18 protein-coding genes and 1 pseudogene are annotated in these 15,785 nt (G+C 70.7%); 7 read left to right on the top strand and 12 right to left on the bottom strand.

Annotated elements, in window-relative coordinates; genetic code table 11:
* Positions 1-3 precede the first annotated feature (3 nt).
* Entirely contained in the window at positions 4-999 is a 996-nt protein-coding gene (gene uppS / locus C470_RS12645; RefSeq protein WP_007345157.1) for a polyprenyl diphosphate synthase, read from the top strand.
* Here uppS and C470_RS12650 read toward each other — a convergent pair.
* The 3 genes from C470_RS12650 to C470_RS12660 form a co-directional block, all read right to left on the bottom strand.
* The gene (locus tag C470_RS12650; protein WP_008367710.1) at positions 996-2,096 is read right to left on the bottom strand and encodes a DUF2891 domain-containing protein; all 1,101 of its coding nucleotides are present in this window, start codon (positions 2,094-2,096) and stop codon (positions 996-998) included. The genes uppS and C470_RS12650 overlap by 4 nt on opposite strands.
* A gap of 95 nt (positions 2,097-2,191) precedes the next feature.
* Positions 2,192-2,650, bottom strand: coding sequence for an NOB1 family endonuclease (locus C470_RS12655; protein WP_007345155.1), 459 nt, complete (start codon positions 2,648-2,650; stop codon positions 2,192-2,194).
* Positions 2,650-2,895 carry a PRC-barrel domain-containing protein gene (locus tag C470_RS12660; RefSeq protein WP_004596644.1) on the bottom strand — a complete coding sequence of 82 codons (246 nt, stop codon included), beginning with the start codon at positions 2,893-2,895 and terminating at the stop codon, positions 2,650-2,652. Before C470_RS12660 ends, C470_RS12655 begins: the two co-directional genes overlap by 1 nt.
* 198 nt (positions 2,896-3,093) lie before the next feature.
* On the opposite strand from C470_RS12660, the gene infB reads away from it, so the two are divergent.
* Complete coding sequence (gene infB / locus C470_RS12665; protein ID WP_004596643.1) at positions 3,094-4,887, top strand: translation initiation factor IF-2; 1,794 nt, start codon at positions 3,094-3,096, stop codon at positions 4,885-4,887.
* A gap of 98 nt (positions 4,888-4,985) precedes the next feature.
* Here infB and C470_RS15400 read toward each other — a convergent pair whose 3' ends face one another.
* Complete coding sequence (locus tag C470_RS15400) at positions 4,986-5,624, bottom strand: IS6 family transposase (protein ID WP_008367711.1); 639 nt, start codon at positions 5,622-5,624, stop codon at positions 4,986-4,988.
* A gap of 183 nt (positions 5,625-5,807) precedes the next feature.
* Between C470_RS15400 and C470_RS12670 the strand changes: the two genes are divergently transcribed.
* Together C470_RS12670 and C470_RS12675 are read left to right on the top strand one after the other, a co-directional pair.
* Positions 5,808-5,987 (top strand): hypothetical protein, encoded by a 180-nt coding sequence (locus C470_RS12670; protein ID WP_049908737.1) that lies wholly within the window; start codon positions 5,808-5,810, stop codon positions 5,985-5,987.
* Positions 5,988-6,061: 74 nt separating this feature from the next.
* A complete protein-coding gene (locus tag C470_RS12675; RefSeq protein WP_007345153.1) occupies positions 6,062-6,388 on the top strand; it encodes a hypothetical protein in 327 nt (108 codons plus the stop codon).
* A 23-nt stretch (positions 6,389-6,411) separates the two neighbouring features.
* Here C470_RS12675 and C470_RS12680 read toward each other — a convergent pair whose 3' ends face one another.
* The 3 genes from C470_RS12680 to C470_RS12690 all read right to left on the bottom strand — a co-directional run bounded on the left by C470_RS12680 (position 6,412) and on the right by C470_RS12690 (position 9,802).
* Positions 6,412-6,966: a hypothetical protein gene (locus C470_RS12680; RefSeq protein WP_049908738.1), complete on the bottom strand. Its 555-nt coding sequence runs from the start codon at positions 6,964-6,966 to the stop codon at positions 6,412-6,414.
* Between the two features lie 576 nt (positions 6,967-7,542).
* A complete protein-coding gene (locus C470_RS12685) occupies positions 7,543-8,610 on the bottom strand; it encodes an mRNA surveillance protein pelota (protein ID WP_004595394.1) in 1,068 nt (355 codons plus the stop codon).
* 25 nt (positions 8,611-8,635) lie between these two features.
* On the bottom strand, positions 8,636-9,802 hold the full coding sequence (locus C470_RS12690) for a DUF4013 domain-containing protein (RefSeq protein ID WP_008367713.1): 1,167 nt from the start codon (positions 9,800-9,802) through the stop codon (positions 8,636-8,638).
* Between the two features lie 237 nt (positions 9,803-10,039).
* Between C470_RS12690 and C470_RS12695 the strand changes: the two genes are divergently transcribed.
* From C470_RS12695 to C470_RS12705, 3 genes are all read left to right on the top strand, one after another.
* Positions 10,040-10,444 carry a hypothetical protein gene (locus tag C470_RS12695; RefSeq protein WP_004595392.1) on the top strand — a complete coding sequence of 135 codons (405 nt, stop codon included), beginning with the start codon at positions 10,040-10,042 and terminating at the stop codon, positions 10,442-10,444.
* Positions 10,441-11,376: an alpha/beta hydrolase gene (locus C470_RS12700; protein ID WP_008367714.1), complete on the top strand. Its 936-nt coding sequence runs from the start codon at positions 10,441-10,443 to the stop codon at positions 11,374-11,376. Before C470_RS12695 ends, C470_RS12700 begins: the two co-directional genes overlap by 4 nt.
* Before the next feature lie 73 nt (positions 11,377-11,449).
* Entirely contained in the window at positions 11,450-11,761 is a 312-nt protein-coding gene (locus tag C470_RS12705; protein WP_007996758.1) for an MTH1187 family thiamine-binding protein, read from the top strand.
* 60 nt (positions 11,762-11,821) lie between these two features.
* Here the strand turns inward: C470_RS12705 and C470_RS12710 are convergent, their stop codons facing one another.
* The 5 genes and pseudogenes from C470_RS12710 to C470_RS12730 all read right to left on the bottom strand — a co-directional run.
* Positions 11,822-12,523 (bottom strand): hypothetical protein, encoded by a 702-nt coding sequence (locus tag C470_RS12710; protein WP_004595389.1) that lies wholly within the window; start codon positions 12,521-12,523, stop codon positions 11,822-11,824.
* Positions 12,524-12,628: 105 nt separating this feature from the next.
* A complete protein-coding gene (locus C470_RS12715; RefSeq protein ID WP_008367715.1) occupies positions 12,629-14,137 on the bottom strand; it encodes an RtcB family protein in 1,509 nt (502 codons plus the stop codon).
* Between the two features lie 98 nt (positions 14,138-14,235).
* Positions 14,236-14,778, bottom strand: coding sequence for a hypothetical protein (locus tag C470_RS12720; RefSeq protein WP_008367716.1), 543 nt, complete (start codon positions 14,776-14,778; stop codon positions 14,236-14,238).
* 67 nt (positions 14,779-14,845) lie between these two features.
* Positions 14,846-15,292, bottom strand: coding sequence for an archease (locus C470_RS12725; protein ID WP_008367725.1), 447 nt, complete (start codon positions 15,290-15,292; stop codon positions 14,846-14,848).
* Positions 15,289-15,759 (bottom strand): annotated as a pseudogene (locus C470_RS12730) (DUF502 domain-containing protein); the annotation flags it as partial. The gene C470_RS12725 and the pseudogene C470_RS12730, both read right to left, overlap by 4 nt.
* Positions 15,760-15,785 lie beyond the last annotated feature (26 nt).

A 15,785-nucleotide genomic window follows, 5' to 3' on the forward strand; every position in this document is an offset into this window, starting at 1 on the left:
AAGATGCTGAACCGACTCCGCGGCCTCGTCGGACGTGCGTACCGGCGACACCTCCGCCGCGAGATCGACGACGTCCCCGATCACGTCGCCGTCATCCAGGACGGCAACCGGCGGTACGCCCGCGAGCAGGGCGACGACGCGCCCGAGGGCCACCGCGCGGGCGCGGACACCACCGAGCGCGTCCTCGACTGGTGCGCCGAGCTCGGCGTCTCGGAGCTGACCCTCTACGCCTTCTCCACCGAGAACTTCGAGCGCCCCGACGAGGAGCTCGGCCCCCTCTTCGACCTGCTTGAGCACAAGCTGCGCGAGTTCGCCGACGCCGACCGCGTCCACGAGCAGGGCGTCCGCGTCCGGGCCATCGGCGACGTGCCCCGGCTCCCGCCGCGCGTCCGCGACGCGGTCGACTACGCGGAGCGGCGCACCGCCGACAACGACCGGTTCACGCTCAACGTCGCGCTGGCGTACGGCGGCCGGACCGAGCTGCTCGACGCCGCGCGCGCCATCGCCCGCGACGTCGACGCCGGCGAGATGGCGCCCGCGGACGTCGACGTCGAGACCGTTGAGTCCCGGCTGTACGACCGCCCGATCCGCGACGTGGACCTGATCGTCCGCACCGGCGGCGACGAGCGGACATCGAACTTCCTCCCGTGGCACGCGAACGGCAACGAGGCCGCGGTCTACTTCTGTGCGCCGTACTGGCCGGAGTTCTCCGAGGCCGACTTCCTGCGCGCCATCCGCACCTACGAGTCGCGAGAGGAGTCGTGGCAGCGCGCCCGGGCGGAGCGGGCCGTCGCCCTGGTGCGCGCGCTCGCCGAGGTGGAGTTCGCGGAGGCGCGCGCCGCGGCCGCGCGGCTCCGCGAGCGCGTCCCGCGGCTCGATCGGAGCGACCTCTCTGACGACGCCCTCGGCATCGCGGAGGGCGACGCGGTGGGGTCGGCCGACGGCGAGTCGGCGGGTCGGATCGACGGCGACGCGCAGGACCCGCCGAGAGCCGACTAAGCCGCGCCCGGCGCGATCCCCCGCTCGTTCCGCGTCAGCAGGTACAGCGCGAACGACGAGAGCCAGTGCGAGCCCGCGTAGTCGTCGGTGAGCACGTCCGCGGCCCCCGCCTCGGCGTGGCGGCGCGCCGCGGTCTCCAATGGCTCCCGGAGCCGGGTCGCCGCCGGGCCGTCTCGACCGCCCAGCGCGTCGGCCACCCCGGCGAGACACCACGCGCGGGAGACGTTGAGGCCGATCAGGTGCATCGCGGCGCCGTCGCCCTCCTCCGGTTCGACGTCGACCGGCGCGAGCAGCGCGTCGTGCGGGGGTTCGGTGAGGTCCGGGAGGAAGTCGTCGAGCCACGCCGCGAACGGGTCGGGGTCGAGGACGCGCCGCATGAGGTCCGCCTCGACGAGCGCGGGCGAGAGGAAGTCCCACCCGACCGGCTCCGCGCCGACGACCGCGGCGGTGTCGTCCGCGTAGAGGCGGCGAGCGGTCGCTTCCGTCTCCGATTCCAGATCGGCGTCGCCGACGACCCGCGCGTAGTCGAGGACGCCGGCGAGCGCGAACGCCGTGTTGCCGTGGGTGCCGACGCGGTGCGGGCGGTCGGTCCCGAGGAACGACTCGCGGGTCCCGCGCCGGACTCGCTCTTCGAGCGGACGGAGCGTCTCGCGCCACGCGTCGGCGCGCGGGTCGTCCCACAGGGCGAGCTCGGCGGCGAGGCGCAGCAGCCACGACCAGCCGTACGGCTCCTCGAAGCCGGGGTTCTCGTCGAGGTACTCGACCTCGCGAGCGGCGTTCTCGGGGGTCAGCCGCCCGTCGATGCCCGCCGCGATCTCGGCCTCGTCCGGGTGGTCGGAGACGAGTCGCAGCGCGCGGACGAGCGCCCAGTGGCTGTGCACCGCCGAGTGCCAGTCGAAGCAGCCGTAGAAGACGGGATGCTCCTCCGCGGGGCGCGGCGGCGCCTCCGGTCCCTCCACCACCCCCTGGTAGTGCGGGTACTCGGTCTCGACTCCGTCGAGCGGGTGGGCGGCCAGCGCCGCCGCGACCGCGTCGTCGAGCGCGTCCGGCCGCCCGGCGCGGAGCGCGTCCGGCGACAGCTCCTCGAAGGCGTTCATGGCGGGTGGTCGGCGGGGCGCCTGTTCAATCGGTCGGTCGCGTGCGAACCCCTCTCACGTGGGTTCGTGTTCCACAGAAAGCGGTGCGGGAGCGGTCAGGCCGGGTTCTTCCGCGTCAGGTCGCTGCCGCAGATCGGACATCGCTCCTTGTTCTCGTCGAAGGTGCGGTTGCAGCCGACGCACTGGAAGCGCCACTCGCGCTCCTCGGAGATGCCGTCGCGGGCGATCGCCTCGACCGGGAGGTCGAGCCGCTCGGCGACGTTCTGCATCGCGTAGTCGTCGGTGACGAGCGTCGCGTGAAGCTCCAGCGCGGTCGCGATCAGCCGGATGTCGGTGTCCGACAGCTCCGCGGCGTCGCCCGACCCCTTCGCGGCCCGGCGGACCCGGTCGACCGCCTCCGGCGCCGGCACGTGGACGGTCATCCCGGAGCCCTCCATCGCGTCGAACCGGAGCGCCACCTCGCCGGTGAGCTCGTCGTGGACCGCGGGGATGGAGACCACGTCGTCGTCGGTCGTGTACTCGTGGATGAACGCGGACGAGTCGAGAACTTGCATCAGCGGGCGACGACGATGTAGTCTTTCACCGCCTGGACGTTCGCGACCGGGACGCGGAGCCGGCCCATCTCGTCGACGTCGAAGTCGACGCGCTCGGGCCTGAGCTGCTCGTGCGGGCTGACGAGGAGGTGGTTCAGCTCCCCGGAATCGAGGTTCATCGTGATGTTGTACAGGTCTCCGAGTTCGGTACCGTCGGAGCTCATCACCGCCTTCCCGGAGAGGTTCTCCGCGAGGATGTCGACCATACCCCCACGGTCCCGGGCGACGGTATTAAACGCCACGGGGCGTCGGACGGGCGACGGACGCGGCCGCGCGTTCGTCACCGGACGGGCGACGGACGCCGAATCGGTCGGTCCGGTTCGGTTCGGCTCGTCGCGGCGTTTTGAAAGGCTTAACTGACGGCCGGCGGAAGAGGCGGTATAACCTTCTCGGGGCGATCACATATGACCGACCACACACACGCGGACACCCTGCGAACCCCCATCGTCGCCGTGCTGGGCCACGTCGACCACGGCAAGACGAGCCTGCTCGACACGATCCGCGGCTCCGCCGTCAGCGAGGGCGAGGCCGGCGCGATCACCCAACACATCGGAGCGACGGACATCCCGCTCGACACTATCTCCGGGATGGCGGGCGAGCTCATCGACCCGTCCGACTTCGACCTTCCCGGACTCCTCTTCATCGACACGCCGGGTCACCACTCCTTCTCGACGCTGCGCGCCCGCGGCGGCGCGCTCGCCGACATCGCGGTGCTCGTCGTCGACGTGAACGACGGGTTCCAGCCGCAGACGGAGGAGGCGATAGACATCCTCCGCCGGACGGGGACCCCCTTCGTCGTCGCGGCCAACAAGGTGGACACGACGCCCGGGTGGAACCCGCAGGACGGCGAGCCGATCCAGCGGAGCATGGAGGCGCAGTCCGAGCGCGCCAAGTCGATGCTCGACGAGAACCTCTACGAGATCATCGGGCAGCTGTCCGACGCCGGCTTCTCCGCCGACCTCTACTGGCGCGTTCAGGACTTCCAGAAGAACATCGGCGTCGTCCCGCTGTCGGCGCTCACCGGCGAGGGCGTCCCGGACCTCCTGACGGTTCTGATGGGCCTCTCCCAGCGGTTCATGAAAGAGGAGATGGCGATCGACGTCACGGGGCCGGGCGAGGGGACGGTCCTCGAAGTGAAAGACGAGCGCGGGTTCGGCGCCACCGTCGACACCGTCGTCTACGACGGCGTGATCCGCAACGGCGACACCGTCGTCGTCGGGGGCCAAGACGAGCCGATCGTCACCGAGATCCGCGCGCTGCTCCGCCCGCGGCCGCTCGCGGAGATCCGGACCGAGAAGGAGTTCGAGAAGGTCGGCGAGATCGGGGCCGCGGCCGGCGTGAAGATCGCCGCGCCCGACCTCGACCAGGCGATGGCGGGCGCGCCGGTCCGGGTCGTCCGCGACCGCACCGTCGACCAAGTGGTCGAGGAAGTGAAGGCCGAGCTCGCCGAGATCGAGGTCGAGACGGCCGACAACGGCGTCGTCGTCAAGGCCGACACCCTCGGCTCGCTTGAGGCGATGGCCAACGCCCTCCGCGAGGCCGAGGTCCCCATCCTGCGCGCCGAGGTCGGCGACATCGCGCCGCGCGACATCGCGGTCGCGGAGACCGCCAATCAGGACGAGCACAAGGCGATCCTCGGGTTCAACGTCGACCTCCTCCAGAACGCGGAGTCGGACCTGGAGAACGCGGACGTGAAGCTGTTCAAGAACGAGGTCATCTACCAGCTGGTCGAGGACTACGAGCGCTACGTCGAGGAGAAGCAGCGCGCGCAACAGGAGACGGTGCTGGACAAGGTCGTGCGCCCCGCCCGCTTCCGCATCCTCCCCGACCACACGTTCCGGCAGAACGACCCCGCCGTCGTCGGCGTCGAGATCATCGCCGGCACGCTCCAGAACAACCGCAACGTCGGCTTCTTCGAGGGCAACGAGTTCGAGCGCGTCGGCGGCCTCTCCGGCATTCAAAAGCAGGGCGACGACGTCGACGAGGCGCGCTCCGGCGAGCGCGTCAGCATCGCCATCGACGGGCCGACGGTCGGCCGCGACATCGAGGAGGGCGACACGCTCTGGACCGAGGTGCCCGAGAAGCACGCCAAGATCCTCGAACAGGAATTAAAAGAGGAGATCACCGCCGACGAGCGCGAGGCGCTCCAAGGCTACTTGGAGACGCGCCGGAAACGCGACCCCTTCTGGGGGAAGTGACCCTCGCGTTAAGTTTGACGTGAATTGTGGTAGACGGCGAAGGCTTCGAGCCAGTTTTGAGCTGTCTCTAACGCGACATTGCTGAAACTANCCTCGCGTTAAGTTTGACGTGAATTGTGGTAGACGGCGAAGGCTTCGAGCCAGTTTTGAGCTGTCTCTAACGCGACATTGCTGAAACTATTCGCAAACGATGATGTTCGTCGTTCTATCTCCCAAAAGACACGTTCGATAGCATTCCGATTTCCATGTTGAATGACTTGAAATCGATAGCCGTCTTCAGCGAGTACTGATCCGAGATAGTCTGCGTCATCGACGAGGAATTCGACGTTATCAAGCTGATAGCGCCGGTGGAGATCGGTGAGAAACCATCGCGTCGTCTGTTTATTTGTGGTCGGACAGAGGCTCACGTGGAGGATCTCGTTCGTCTGCGGATCAACCGCGCCGTACAGCCAGAACTGCTGGCCGTGGAGGCGGATCATCTTTTCGTCAACTGCGAGTTGATCCTCTGAGACGGTCGAGACCGGCTGTAAATCGGCTTTATGAACCCAATTATGGATCGCAACATGACTCCGCTTGATCCCAAATAGTTCAAGATGTTTACTTACCTCACGTAGTGACATACCGGCCAAGTGACAGCGGATTCCTACTTCAATTGCCCAGCGTGGAGTTCGATCTCGCTCCACAAACGACAAGTCGATCCACGCGATACGTTCGCTGAGGCGGTCGAATTCTGCCATAGACACTCAGAACTCGTCCGCCTCATCCTCTAACTTAACGCGACCNTCGATCCACGCGATACGTTCGCTGAGGCGGTCGAATTCTGCCATAGACACTCAGAACTCGTCCGCCTCATCCTCTAACTTAACGCGACCGAAGTGACCCCGACAAGACTCTTGTAATCGGCGTCGCCACGTCTGCCTATGGTCTCCCGAGAGAACGCGGTCATCCTCCTGTTCATGGCGGCCGGCTTGGCGCTGGCGTACGGCGGTCGCGTCGCGACGGCCCTGAGCGACACCGTCCTGATCGGCGTGCTGATACTGGTCGGCGTCGTGGCGCCGCAGGCGGTGATCGGCTACCTCGACGCCGAGAGCTCGGGGTGACGCGGCCCCGTCACCTCCGAGCGCACCCGTCAACCGCGTGTCGCCGTTATGTGCGTCGAGCCCGTAACGGGGGTATGGAGACGACCGTGATCGAACACGACGGCGCGATGCTCGCGCGGCTGGAGGGCGACGACCGGGTGTTCGAGGTGCGCTTCGACGCGCTCGAACCGACCGACGTGACGCTGCGGTTCCGCCGCGACGGCGAGCGCGTCGGGAGCGTCTACAACGACGACGGCACGAAGCGAACGATGGCGCGGCTCACGACCGCGCGCGAGGGGACCGACTTCATCGGCGTCGAGGTGCCGAAGGAGTTCGTCGCCGAGGTGTTGGACACGGCGCTCGAAACGGGCCGCGTCACCGACGAGACCGCAGCCGAGGGGTATCGACTCCGGGTACTCTGAGCCGACGCGTCGCGACCCCGGAGTCAGGCGTACAACAGGATGATCACCGCGACGAACGCCAGCTCCCCGCCGACGAGCAGCGCGGCCAACAGCCAGGCCTTGTAGGTCCACAGCCACTCGCGGGCCGCCGCGAATCGATTCTCGCCGATCGACGCCGATTCAGCCCGGTACGCCGCGTCGACCCGCCAGCCCGCCTCCGGGTCGTACGTCGCCGGCACCCGGGTCCCGACGAGTTCGTCGACGTCGAGCGGCGAGACGCCCGCGGCCTCCAGGAATTCGAGGAACTCCTCGGACTCCCGAAGCGACCCGTCCCGGGGCGCGTCGAACCGCTCGGTGTGGGTGGCGTCGCCGTGGGGCGGGCGCATCTCGACGGCGACGCGGTCGCCGACGGAGCGCACGCGCGTGACGATCAGCGCGTTCTCCTCGTCGTTGAGGTACGCCTCGCGGAGGCGGCGCTTCACGTCCTCGTCGACGCCGGCGTCGAGGTCGTCGGGGAGGGCTTCGGCGTCGGTCTCGCGGGGCGGAGACGGGTCCTCGACAGTCGCCGTCTCGGCGTCGTCCCCGGATCGGTCCGCCATCGATCCGACGTTGACGGCGCGCTCGGATAAGGACACGGCTGCTCCGCGAACGCGATTCCTGACCGTTGTCGCTGCGAACGACTTCACGACCGAGCCTGCCGAAGCTCCGGCCGCTCGGCCGTACGAAGGTGGCTCTTATAAACCAGCGATCGACACGAACGCCGCCGAAGCCCCAGCCGCTCGGCCGTACGATGGTGGCAGTTATAAATCGACGATCGACACGAACGCCGCCGAAGCCCCGGCTGCCCGGCCGTACGAAGGTGGCAGTTATAAACCGGCGATCGACACGAACACAGCCGAAGCCCCAGCCGCGAGGCGTCCCGACGCTCGCTGCGCTCCTCGCTCGTTCACTCCGTTCACTCGCTGCGGTGCTTGCGTCACCGCAGGACGCCTCGCGGCTGCCCCTTCGAATCCCACCCCGCCCCGCACAGCAACCGCACCTCACACCTCCCCAGCCTCGTCGCTGGCACCCTCCGCTTCGCTCCGGGCGCCAGCGACTCCCTCGCGCGTGCTCCTCGCGCCCGCCGAGGGCGGCCGCTCGCAGGCACGCGCCACCGCATTTCGACTGTCAACCGCTCACTGGAGCCGGTAACGTAAGATCGCGGCGATGCCGCCGAGGTTGGCGAGTTGTTCGCCGGGGGCGAACTCCGAGGAGAAGACGACCACGTCGCCGCCCTGCTGTTCCACCGACTCGATCACCGCGTTCACGTCGATGTCCCAGTCGCCGTCGCCCTGCCGCTCCGTGCGGAGGCGCTCGTCGACGACGAGCAGCGTCTCGACCGCGCCGAACTCGGCGGCCTCGGCGGTGTCGTCCGGGCCGTACGTCGCCTTCTCGCCCGTGGCGATGTTCTCGGTCAGCTCGTCGATGAGGTTCGCCTCCTTCGAGATGCGCGTCTCCTTCTGTACCTCGTCGACCGCGCCGCGCTTGAGCACCTCGTGGACGCCGCGGTCGCCCGCCGCGGAGGTGTCGACGGTGGTGATCCGGTCGGAGAGGTCGCGGTACTCCTCGTCGACGTAGTCGCGCGCGTCGTTCTTCGTGAACCCCGGGCCCGCCAGGATGACGGCGTCGGCGTCGAGGTGCGCGAGCGCCTCGCCGAGCTCGGCGAACAGCTCCTCGCGCGGCCGCGAGAACTCGCCTTTCCCGGTCGGCTTCGTGAACGAGGCGTACTCCTCGGTGCCGTACTGCTGGACCGTGTGGACGTACGCGGCGCCCTCCTCGACGGTCGCGATGGCAACGTCGGGATTCTCCGCGGCCTCCGTCGCCTCCTCCAGCCGCTCGGTCTGGTCCGGCTTGAAGTGCTTCTCGACGGTTATCTCGTCGTGCTCTTCGACGTTGAGCGTGTGGTGGGCGTTGAGCTGGTCCTCCCGCGAGCAGCCGACGATGACGCCGGAGACGCGGAGCCGGTTGGCGAACCGCGCGAACTCCACGTCCTCGACCTGAAGGGTGACGAAGATGTGCTCGCGCTGCCCGCCGGTGTCCCGCATCTGGTCGTCGTTCCGCTGGATCCGCCGGGTCGTGTCGCCTTCGACGAGGTCACCGGGTTCGAGGACGTGCGCGAGGTGCCAGAGGTCGTCCACGTTCTCGGGGACCAGCGTGAGCCGTTCCCGGCCCTCCTCGCCGTACCCCCGCTCGGAGATGCGCATGCCCGGGCGTTCGCTCGCGGCCGTATCAACGCTTGCCTTCCGCCTCGGCGAGCGACGGCCCCCACTCGAAGCCGTCGGCCGAACCGTCACCGCTGGCGTCGCCCGCGTGGTCCGCGTCGTCCCCGTCGCCCGCGTCGTCTCCGCCGGCGGTGCCAGCCTCGTCGACGGGGACGCCGCGGCCGACCTGAACCGGGACCGGCGGCTCGCTCCGCATCGGCTGCCCGCCGTCGCCCGACACGACGGGGACCGGTGGGTCGTTGTGCGCGCGACCGACCTCCCGGTCACCGTCGGCGGCACGGCCCACGCCCGCGCCGCGATTCGAGCCCTCGCGGGGAGTCGCGTCCGCGCGGCGAGCCGTTCGGCTCCCGGAGCGCGCGGCGTCGCGGGCCGTTCGGACCGCCGGCCGCGCCGCGCCGTCCCGGGCCGACCCCTCCCGCAGCGCGCCCGCCGCGCCCCGTCCGTAGAGCCCGTGCGCGACGACGCGGGCGAGGAAGGCGAGCGCGACGCCGACGACCAGGGGCACCGTCGGCGCCGCGACGGCGTAGCCGACCGCGAGCGCCCCGACCGCGAGCGTCCACCCGGTGGCGTACTGGCCCGTCGCGGCGACGCCGGCCACCGTCCGCGGGTTCAGCCCGTCCCTGAGCCGCCCGGACGCGGCGAACGCGGCGAGCGCGGCGGGGCGGACGTACGCAAAGGCGAGGAGGTACGCGCCGACGAGCGCTGCGACGAGACCGACGGCGACGACCGCGACGGCGACCGGGCCGTTCGGACCGAGCGCCGACTCGACGGCGGCCGCGGTCGACCCCGGATCGACGGGGCCGGCGACGAGCGCGGCGACGGCGCCGCCGGCGACCGCGAGGCCGCCCGCGAGCGGCGCGAGCAGCGCCGCCGACAGCAGCGCCGACTTGAGGCCGTCCCTGACCAACTCCCCCCAGGCGACGAGCGACGGCGCGCCGGCCGCGTCGCCGGACTGGATCGCGCTCCGCGTCACGCGGACGAAGTAGCCGCGCGCGATGAGCGACGGCCCGAACGCGACCGGGGCCGCGACGGCGATAGCCGGGCTGACGAAGAGGACGCCGCCGAGCCACAGCGCCGTGAGGACCCACCCCAACAGGGTCACGGACCCGCCGACGAGGACGACGCCCGCGGTGTCGTTGGTTCGCGTCAGCGCCGTCGCGGCCGCGGTGAGCATGTGACTCGACACAGGAACGGGAGCCGCATAAAAGATACCCGGGCCCGAGCGTTTATATCACTCCACGGATTATTGCCACTCGGCCGCGCGGGACAATCGTGTGCCTCTGACAACCTAACCGCGGCCGCCACTCGGCGGTCGCCCCCCGTCCGCGGCTTTCGACTGCGTTCTCTTCCACCAGCCGCGCCGCCGTCTCGTGCCGGTACCGATTTATCCCGCCCCGCCGACGGATCGGGTATGACCGGCGACGAGCGGACGGCCGATCTGGAGCCGGAACTCAGGAGCTACGGCGTCAGCGTCGAGTCGATCGACGGAGGCGACCCGCTGGAGCTGACGTACATGACCGCGTTCCCCGGCCGCGAGATCCACCGCGGCGAGATCGGACGCGCGCTCAACGCGCTCATCGAGCAGGCCGAGGCCGACGAGTGGGACCCCGTCCGCGTCGAGGGAACGGTGGTGCGGTCCCCCGGCGACGTCCTCGGCACGTGGCGCGCCGAGGCCGAGTGGTTCGAGGCGCTCGCGAGCTACGAGATCTCCGAGACGGAGTTCTCGGCCCGCGTGCTGGACACCGTCAGCCACGAGACCGGGGCCGGAGACGGGGACGACGACAGATCCGAACCCGACGCGGAGGCCGACCGGTGACCCGACGCGATCCGGTCAACCGCGCGCAGCGTCGCCTCGCCCGCCCGGCACGCGAGCGGTTCGCCACCCGCGCGGTCGCGTTCGACGTCGACGGCGCGACCTGTCGCGGGACGCTGTACCTGCCCGGCGGCGACGCGGACGACCCCCCGGTCGTCGTGATGGCGCCCGGGCTCGGCGCGGAGCGGACCTTCGGCTACCCCGCCGTCGCGGAGCGGCTCGCCGACGCGGGCTACGCCGCGCTCCTCTTCGACCACCCGGAGTTCGGCGATTCCGACGGCGACTCGCAGGCGGTCGACCTCGCCCGCCAGCGCGCCGCGTACGAGGGCGCGATCGACCGCGCGGCCCGCGTCGACGACGTCGGCGACGACCTCGTGTTGTGGGGCGCGTCGCTGTCCGCCGGACACGTCCTGACGCTCGCCGCCGAGCGCCGCGACGTCGACGCCGTCGTGGGGCTCGTCCCGATGCTCGACGGGCGCGCGATCGCCCTCCGGCGCGGCGGGCGGTACCTCCTCCGCTCCGGCGCGGCCGGGCTCCGCGATCTCGCCGGCCACCGGATCGGTCGCGGCCGTACCGTCCCCATCGCGGGCGGGGCGGAGGAGTGCGCGGCGATCACCGAGCCGGGGACGAAGCGGAAGTACATCGACCTCGTCGACCGCGAGTCGGCGTGGCGAAACGAGACGCCCGCGCGGTCGCTGCTCGGCCTCGTCGGCTACCGGCCGGTGACGCGGCTCGACGAGATCGACGCGCCGACGCTGCTCTTGGCCGGCACCGACGACGAGATCGTCGACGCCGACTCGGTCGCGGCCGCCGGCGAGCGGCTCTCGCGGGGGACCGTCGTCACCATGCCCGCGGACCACTTCTCGGTGCTCGGCGAGGACTTCGAGGGCGCGGTCGGCCACCAGCTCTCGTTCCTGCGCGACGCGCTGGAGTGACGCCTCGCGGCCCCCGGTCGCGGGGCCGCCGCCCGCGCGACCGCTTAAGTGGCCTCGCGGCGCACTCGCGAGCATGACAGCCATCGCGATGTTGAGCGTCGCGCCGGTGATCGAGGGGAGCATGGCCGAGGAGGTGGCGAAGGCCGTCGCCGCGCTCGACGAGTTCGACGTGAGCTACGAGACGAACCCGATGGGGACCGTCATCGAGGCCGACGACGCGCAGACGCTGTTCGCGGCCGCGGCGGCGGCCCACGACGCCGTCGACGGCGACCGCGTCTCGACCGTCCTCAAGATCGACGACAAGCGGGCGAGCGACGGGACCGCCGCGGAGAAGGTGGACGCGGTCGAAGAACACCTCGGTCGGGCAGCGAAGCGGGAACGCTGACGGCGTGGGGAGCGCACTGGCGGCGTCGCCGCGGCGGGTCGCGTCACGCGGCGGGTCCCGTCACGCGGCGTCGACTCCCACGCTGCCGCCGGCGGTCGCGTCCCCGTCGGGGTTCTCGACCGTCAGGTCGACGGTCGTCGTCCGGACGACGGTCGCCTCGTCGCCGCCGCCGGCGACGTCCGCGCGGAACACCACGTCGAGCGTCGTCGTCGCCGTTTCGCCGCCGCCGAGCCCCGCCGCGGAGAGCGTCTCGCTCGTCACGGCGTCGCCGCGATCGGTCGCGTCCGCGCGCTCGAACCGCGCGGTGAGTGCGCCGTCGACAGCGTCGAAGTCCGGCGGCGCGTCCGAGGCGGCGTCGGACTCGCCGCTCTCCGGCCTCCCGACCGACGAGACGTCCCCCGGCGTCGCGTCCGGGTCGGCGGCCGTCAGGGTCTCCCGATACACCTCGTCGACGCCGGCGTCGCTCCCGACGGCGAGGGTGAGCGTCACGCGCTCGACGCCCTCGGAGAAGTCGGTCCACGACACTTCGACGGCGGGCGAGAGGAACACCGACTCGATCCGACCGTCGTTGCTCGTGACCGTCGGCGCGTCGCCCGCCTCGAAGGCCGCGGGGTCGCCGTCGACGGCGGCCGCCGGTCGGCTCGACGCGGCGAGGGCGCCGATGCCGGTGACGCTCCCGATCGTGACGGCGGCGGCACCGCCGAGGACCGATCGTCTGGAGACCGTTTCGGACGAGCTACCGTTCCGCGAGTGGTCGGCCATCTCGGTGCGACGTGGCCGCGGCATCCGATATAAGCGCTCGGCGGAGACGGGCCCGACGGGGACGGGTTCGGTCAGGGCGGGCTTGATGCGGAGCGAGGACCGTCCTCACCCCTTGATGTTACAGACGGGGAACGTGCGGGCGACCTTGTCGCCGATTCCCAGCTCGTCGCTGACGCGGATCACCTCGTCGATGTCCTTGTAGACACCGGGCGCCTCCTCCGCGATGGTGGCGCCGGACTGCGCCTTCACGTAGATCTGCTGGCCGTCCTCGAGGTCGTCTTGAACGTCGCCGCCCCAGAACTCCTGTTTCGCCTGCGTCCGGCTCATCAGCCGGCCGGCGCCGTGGGCGGTCGAGCCGAACGAGACCGACATCGACTGGTCCCCGCCGCGGAGGACGTACGAGCCGGCGCCCATGCTGCCGGGGATGATGACGGGCTGGCCCACGTCGCGGTAGGTCTCGGGGACGTCGGCGTTGCCGGCTGGGAACGCCCGCGTCGCGCCCTTGCGGTGGACGTACAGTTCGCGCTCCGCGCGGTCGACCTCCTCGTCGCCGACGGCGGGGCGCCCCTCGGCGTCGACGCCCACCTCGTGGGTCTCCTTTTTCGCGATGTTGTGCGCCACGTCGTACAAAAGCTCCATCCCGAGGTCCTCGATCGGGTCGGCGTCGAACACCTCGCCGAACGTCTTCCGGGCCTGATGGCTGATGAGCTGGCGGTTCACCCACGCGAAGTTGATGCACGCGCCCATCGCGCCGTAGTACTCCTCAGCCAGCTCGGAGCCGGCGGGCGCGGCCGCCAGCTCCTTGTCCGGCAGCTCGTCGAGCAGGTCGCCGTGCTCCTTCTCGATCTGTCGGAGGTAGTCGTTGCAGGTCTGGTGGCCGAGCCCGCGGCTCCCGCAGTGGATCAGGACGACGATCCCGTCTTCTTCGAGGCCGTACGACTCGGCGACGTCCGCGCGGAACACGTCCGTGACGCGCTGGACTTCGAGGAAGTGGTTCCCCGACCCGAGCGACCCCATCTGGTTGCGGCCGCGGTCCATCGCCTTCTGGGAGACGTACTCCGGGCGGGCGTCGGGGCGCCGGCCCTCGTCCTCGCAGCGCGCGAGGTCGCTCTCGATCCCGTACCCCTCCTCGACCGCCCACTCGACGCCGCGTTCGAGCGCCCCCTCGATCGCGTCGGCGTCGCCGTCGATCACGCCGCCGCCGCCGAGTCCCGACGGGATCGCCTCGAAGAGGGCGTTGACGAGCTCCTCCTCCCGGCCGCGCACGTCGTCGTAGGTGAGATTAGTTTTCACCATCCTAACGCCGCAATTCACGTCGTATCCGACCGCTCCGGGCGAAATACAGCCGGTTCGGGCGTCGATCGCGCCGACGCCGCCGACCGGGAAGCCGTACCCCTGGTGGCCGTCGGGCATACAGAGGGCGGGCTCGACGATGCCGGGGAGGTGGGTGGCGTTTTTCAGCTGCTGGAGCGAGTCGTCGTCGCCGATCTCCTCGAGCAGGGACTCGCTGGCGAGGACCCGCGCGGGGACGTTCATCTCGCCCTCGCGGGGGATCTCCCAGACGTGCTCTCGCACCTTCTCCAGTCGGATCCCGTCGAACTCGCGCGTGGTCATACCCGCCGTTCGACGCGGGAGGGGAAGGGCGTTGCGTCAGCGGGCGCGGACGCGAGCGGTTCCCGCAGGCGGCGCGCTCCGGCCGCCCGACCGCGTCCTCACCGATCGACCGGGTCCATCGGGAGCCAGTCGACCGCGCCATCGGCGAGGGTGAACGCGGCGAAGACCCGGCCGAGGACGAGCCCGTACAGCAGGTGTGCGACCGCGATGACCGCGCCGAACTCGAAGCTGGCCGTCAGCCCCGGCACCGGGAGCGTCGGCACGGGCAGCGAGGTGGCGCCCTCGATCGCGATCGCGGCCGGCAACAGCAGGCCGCCGGTGATCACGCCCAGCAGCGCGGAGTGGGCGACGCCGAGCGAGAGGCACCCGCCGACGTCGCCCCGGAGCTCCGCGAAGAACGGTCGGTCGAAGACGGCGACGAACAGCCCGCCGAACAGGGCGCTGTTGAACAGGTGGACGAGCCACCCGGCGAGGACCGTCTCCACCCCGACCAGCGCGCCGATCGTCGGCATGAGCCCGAGGCCGAAGTGTAACACGGCGCCCATCACGGCGCCGGCGACGAGCCCGCCGACCGCCCCTGCGCGCCAGCGCCGCCCCGCGCCCGCCGGTTCGCTCCCCTCGCTCCGATCTGAGTGTGCCATACGCTATCAACGCACTCGATAAACATAATGGTTTATCACAACCCCCGTTCGGACGGTCGTCGCGGCCTCACACGTCGAAGACGACGTACGCGTACCACTCGTCTCCTCTCCGTTCGAGCGCCATCTCCGAGTACGTGACCGCCTTGATCTCCCGGGCGGCCACCGCGTCCAGCGGGACGCCGCGCGCGCTGGCCGTGAGTCGCCACTCGCCGGGGTCCGCATCTCCCTTTCCGCCGCCGTCGTCGCCCGGTTCGACGACCGAACAGCGGTGGTCCGCCGGGAGGACGAGCCGCACGTCGCGCTCGTAGATCAGTCGGTCGAGGTAGTCGAACAACAGGGCCTCGCGGCCCTCGGCGGCGACGTCGAACTCGAACCGGTCGCCCCTCGTCTCCGGCACCGACTCCGCGCTCGCGGCTGCGAGCCCGTCCGCGACCGCCGCGAACAGCGCCGAGAGGGTGTCGGCCGTCGCCTCGACGGCGACGTCGGCCGTGTGGTCGCGGAGCTCGTAGCTCATCGCTCGCCGCTCCCCTCGCGGGTCCGTTCGCGGGACTCGTCCGCGCGCTCCGACCGCTCGTCGCCCTGGAACCGGGCGTCGATGGTCCGCTCCGGGGCCCCGCGGAGATCCTCCGGGTCGACGTCGTCGAGGTCGGCGGCGACCTCCTCCAAGGCGACGCCGCTCGTGACCAGCGCGCGGATCCCCTCGTCGACGGTCAGCTCGACGTCGACGATCCGGCGCTCCGGGACGAAGACGACGTGGCCGCCCATCACCGGGTTCGGCGCCATCGGCATGAACAGCGTCCGCATCCCCTCGCCCCCGCTGTCCGCGTGGTCCGCGATGGCCGCCGGCGTCTCGCTGGTGACGAACGCGAGCGTGTACGTCTCCTCGGTCGGGAACTCAACGAGGACGACCTCGCGGAAGTTCCCGCCGTCCGACTCCAGCATGGCGTCGCTCATCTGCCGGAACCCCTGGTAGACGGAGCCTGTCTCTTATACACATCTCTGATGGC

It is taken from the genome of Halorubrum distributum JCM 13561, assembly GCF_000337395.1.
Classification (GTDB): domain Archaea; phylum Halobacteriota; class Halobacteria; order Halobacteriales; family Haloferacaceae; genus Halorubrum; species Halorubrum distributum.

Bases quoted from the DNA above. Each gene is read 5' to 3' on its own strand.
- uppS (WP_007345157.1), top strand. From the start codon at position 4: ATGCTGAACCGACTCCGCGGCCTCGTCGGACGTGCGTACCGGCGACAC.
- C470_RS12650 (WP_008367710.1), bottom strand. From the start codon at position 2,096: ATGAACGCCTTCGAGGAGCTGTCGCCGGACGCGCTCCGCGCCGGGCGG.
- C470_RS12655 (WP_007345155.1), bottom strand. From the start codon at position 2,650: ATGCAAGTTCTCGACTCGTCCGCGTTCATCCACGAGTACACGACCGAC.
- C470_RS12660 (WP_004596644.1), bottom strand. From the start codon at position 2,895: ATGGTCGACATCCTCGCGGAGAACCTCTCCGGGAAGGCGGTGATGAGC.
- infB (WP_004596643.1), top strand. From the start codon at position 3,094: ATGACCGACCACACACACGCGGACACCCTGCGAACCCCCATCGTCGCC.
- C470_RS15400 (WP_008367711.1), bottom strand. From the start codon at position 5,624: ATGGCAGAATTCGACCGCCTCAGCGAACGTATCGCGTGGATCGACTTG.
- C470_RS12670 (WP_049908737.1), top strand. From the start codon at position 5,808: ATGGTCTCCCGAGAGAACGCGGTCATCCTCCTGTTCATGGCGGCCGGC.
- C470_RS12675 (WP_007345153.1), top strand. From the start codon at position 6,062: ATGGAGACGACCGTGATCGAACACGACGGCGCGATGCTCGCGCGGCTG.
- C470_RS12680 (WP_049908738.1), bottom strand. From the start codon at position 6,966: ATGGCGGACCGATCCGGGGACGACGCCGAGACGGCGACTGTCGAGGAC.
- C470_RS12685 (WP_004595394.1), bottom strand. From the start codon at position 8,610: ATGCGCATCTCCGAGCGGGGGTACGGCGAGGAGGGCCGGGAACGGCTC.
- C470_RS12690 (WP_008367713.1), bottom strand. From the start codon at position 9,802: ATGCTCACCGCGGCCGCGACGGCGCTGACGCGAACCAACGACACCGCG.
- C470_RS12695 (WP_004595392.1), top strand. From the start codon at position 10,040: ATGACCGGCGACGAGCGGACGGCCGATCTGGAGCCGGAACTCAGGAGC.
- C470_RS12705 (WP_007996758.1), top strand. From the start codon at position 11,450: ATGACAGCCATCGCGATGTTGAGCGTCGCGCCGGTGATCGAGGGGAGC.
- C470_RS12710 (WP_004595389.1), bottom strand. From the start codon at position 12,523: ATGGCCGACCACTCGCGGAACGGTAGCTCGTCCGAAACGGTCTCCAGA.
- C470_RS12715 (WP_008367715.1), bottom strand. From the start codon at position 14,137: ATGACCACGCGCGAGTTCGACGGGATCCGACTGGAGAAGGTGCGAGAG.
- C470_RS12720 (WP_008367716.1), bottom strand. From the start codon at position 14,778: ATGGCACACTCAGATCGGAGCGAGGGGAGCGAACCGGCGGGCGCGGGG.
- C470_RS12725 (WP_008367725.1), bottom strand. From the start codon at position 15,292: ATGAGCTACGAGCTCCGCGACCACACGGCCGACGTCGCCGTCGAGGCG.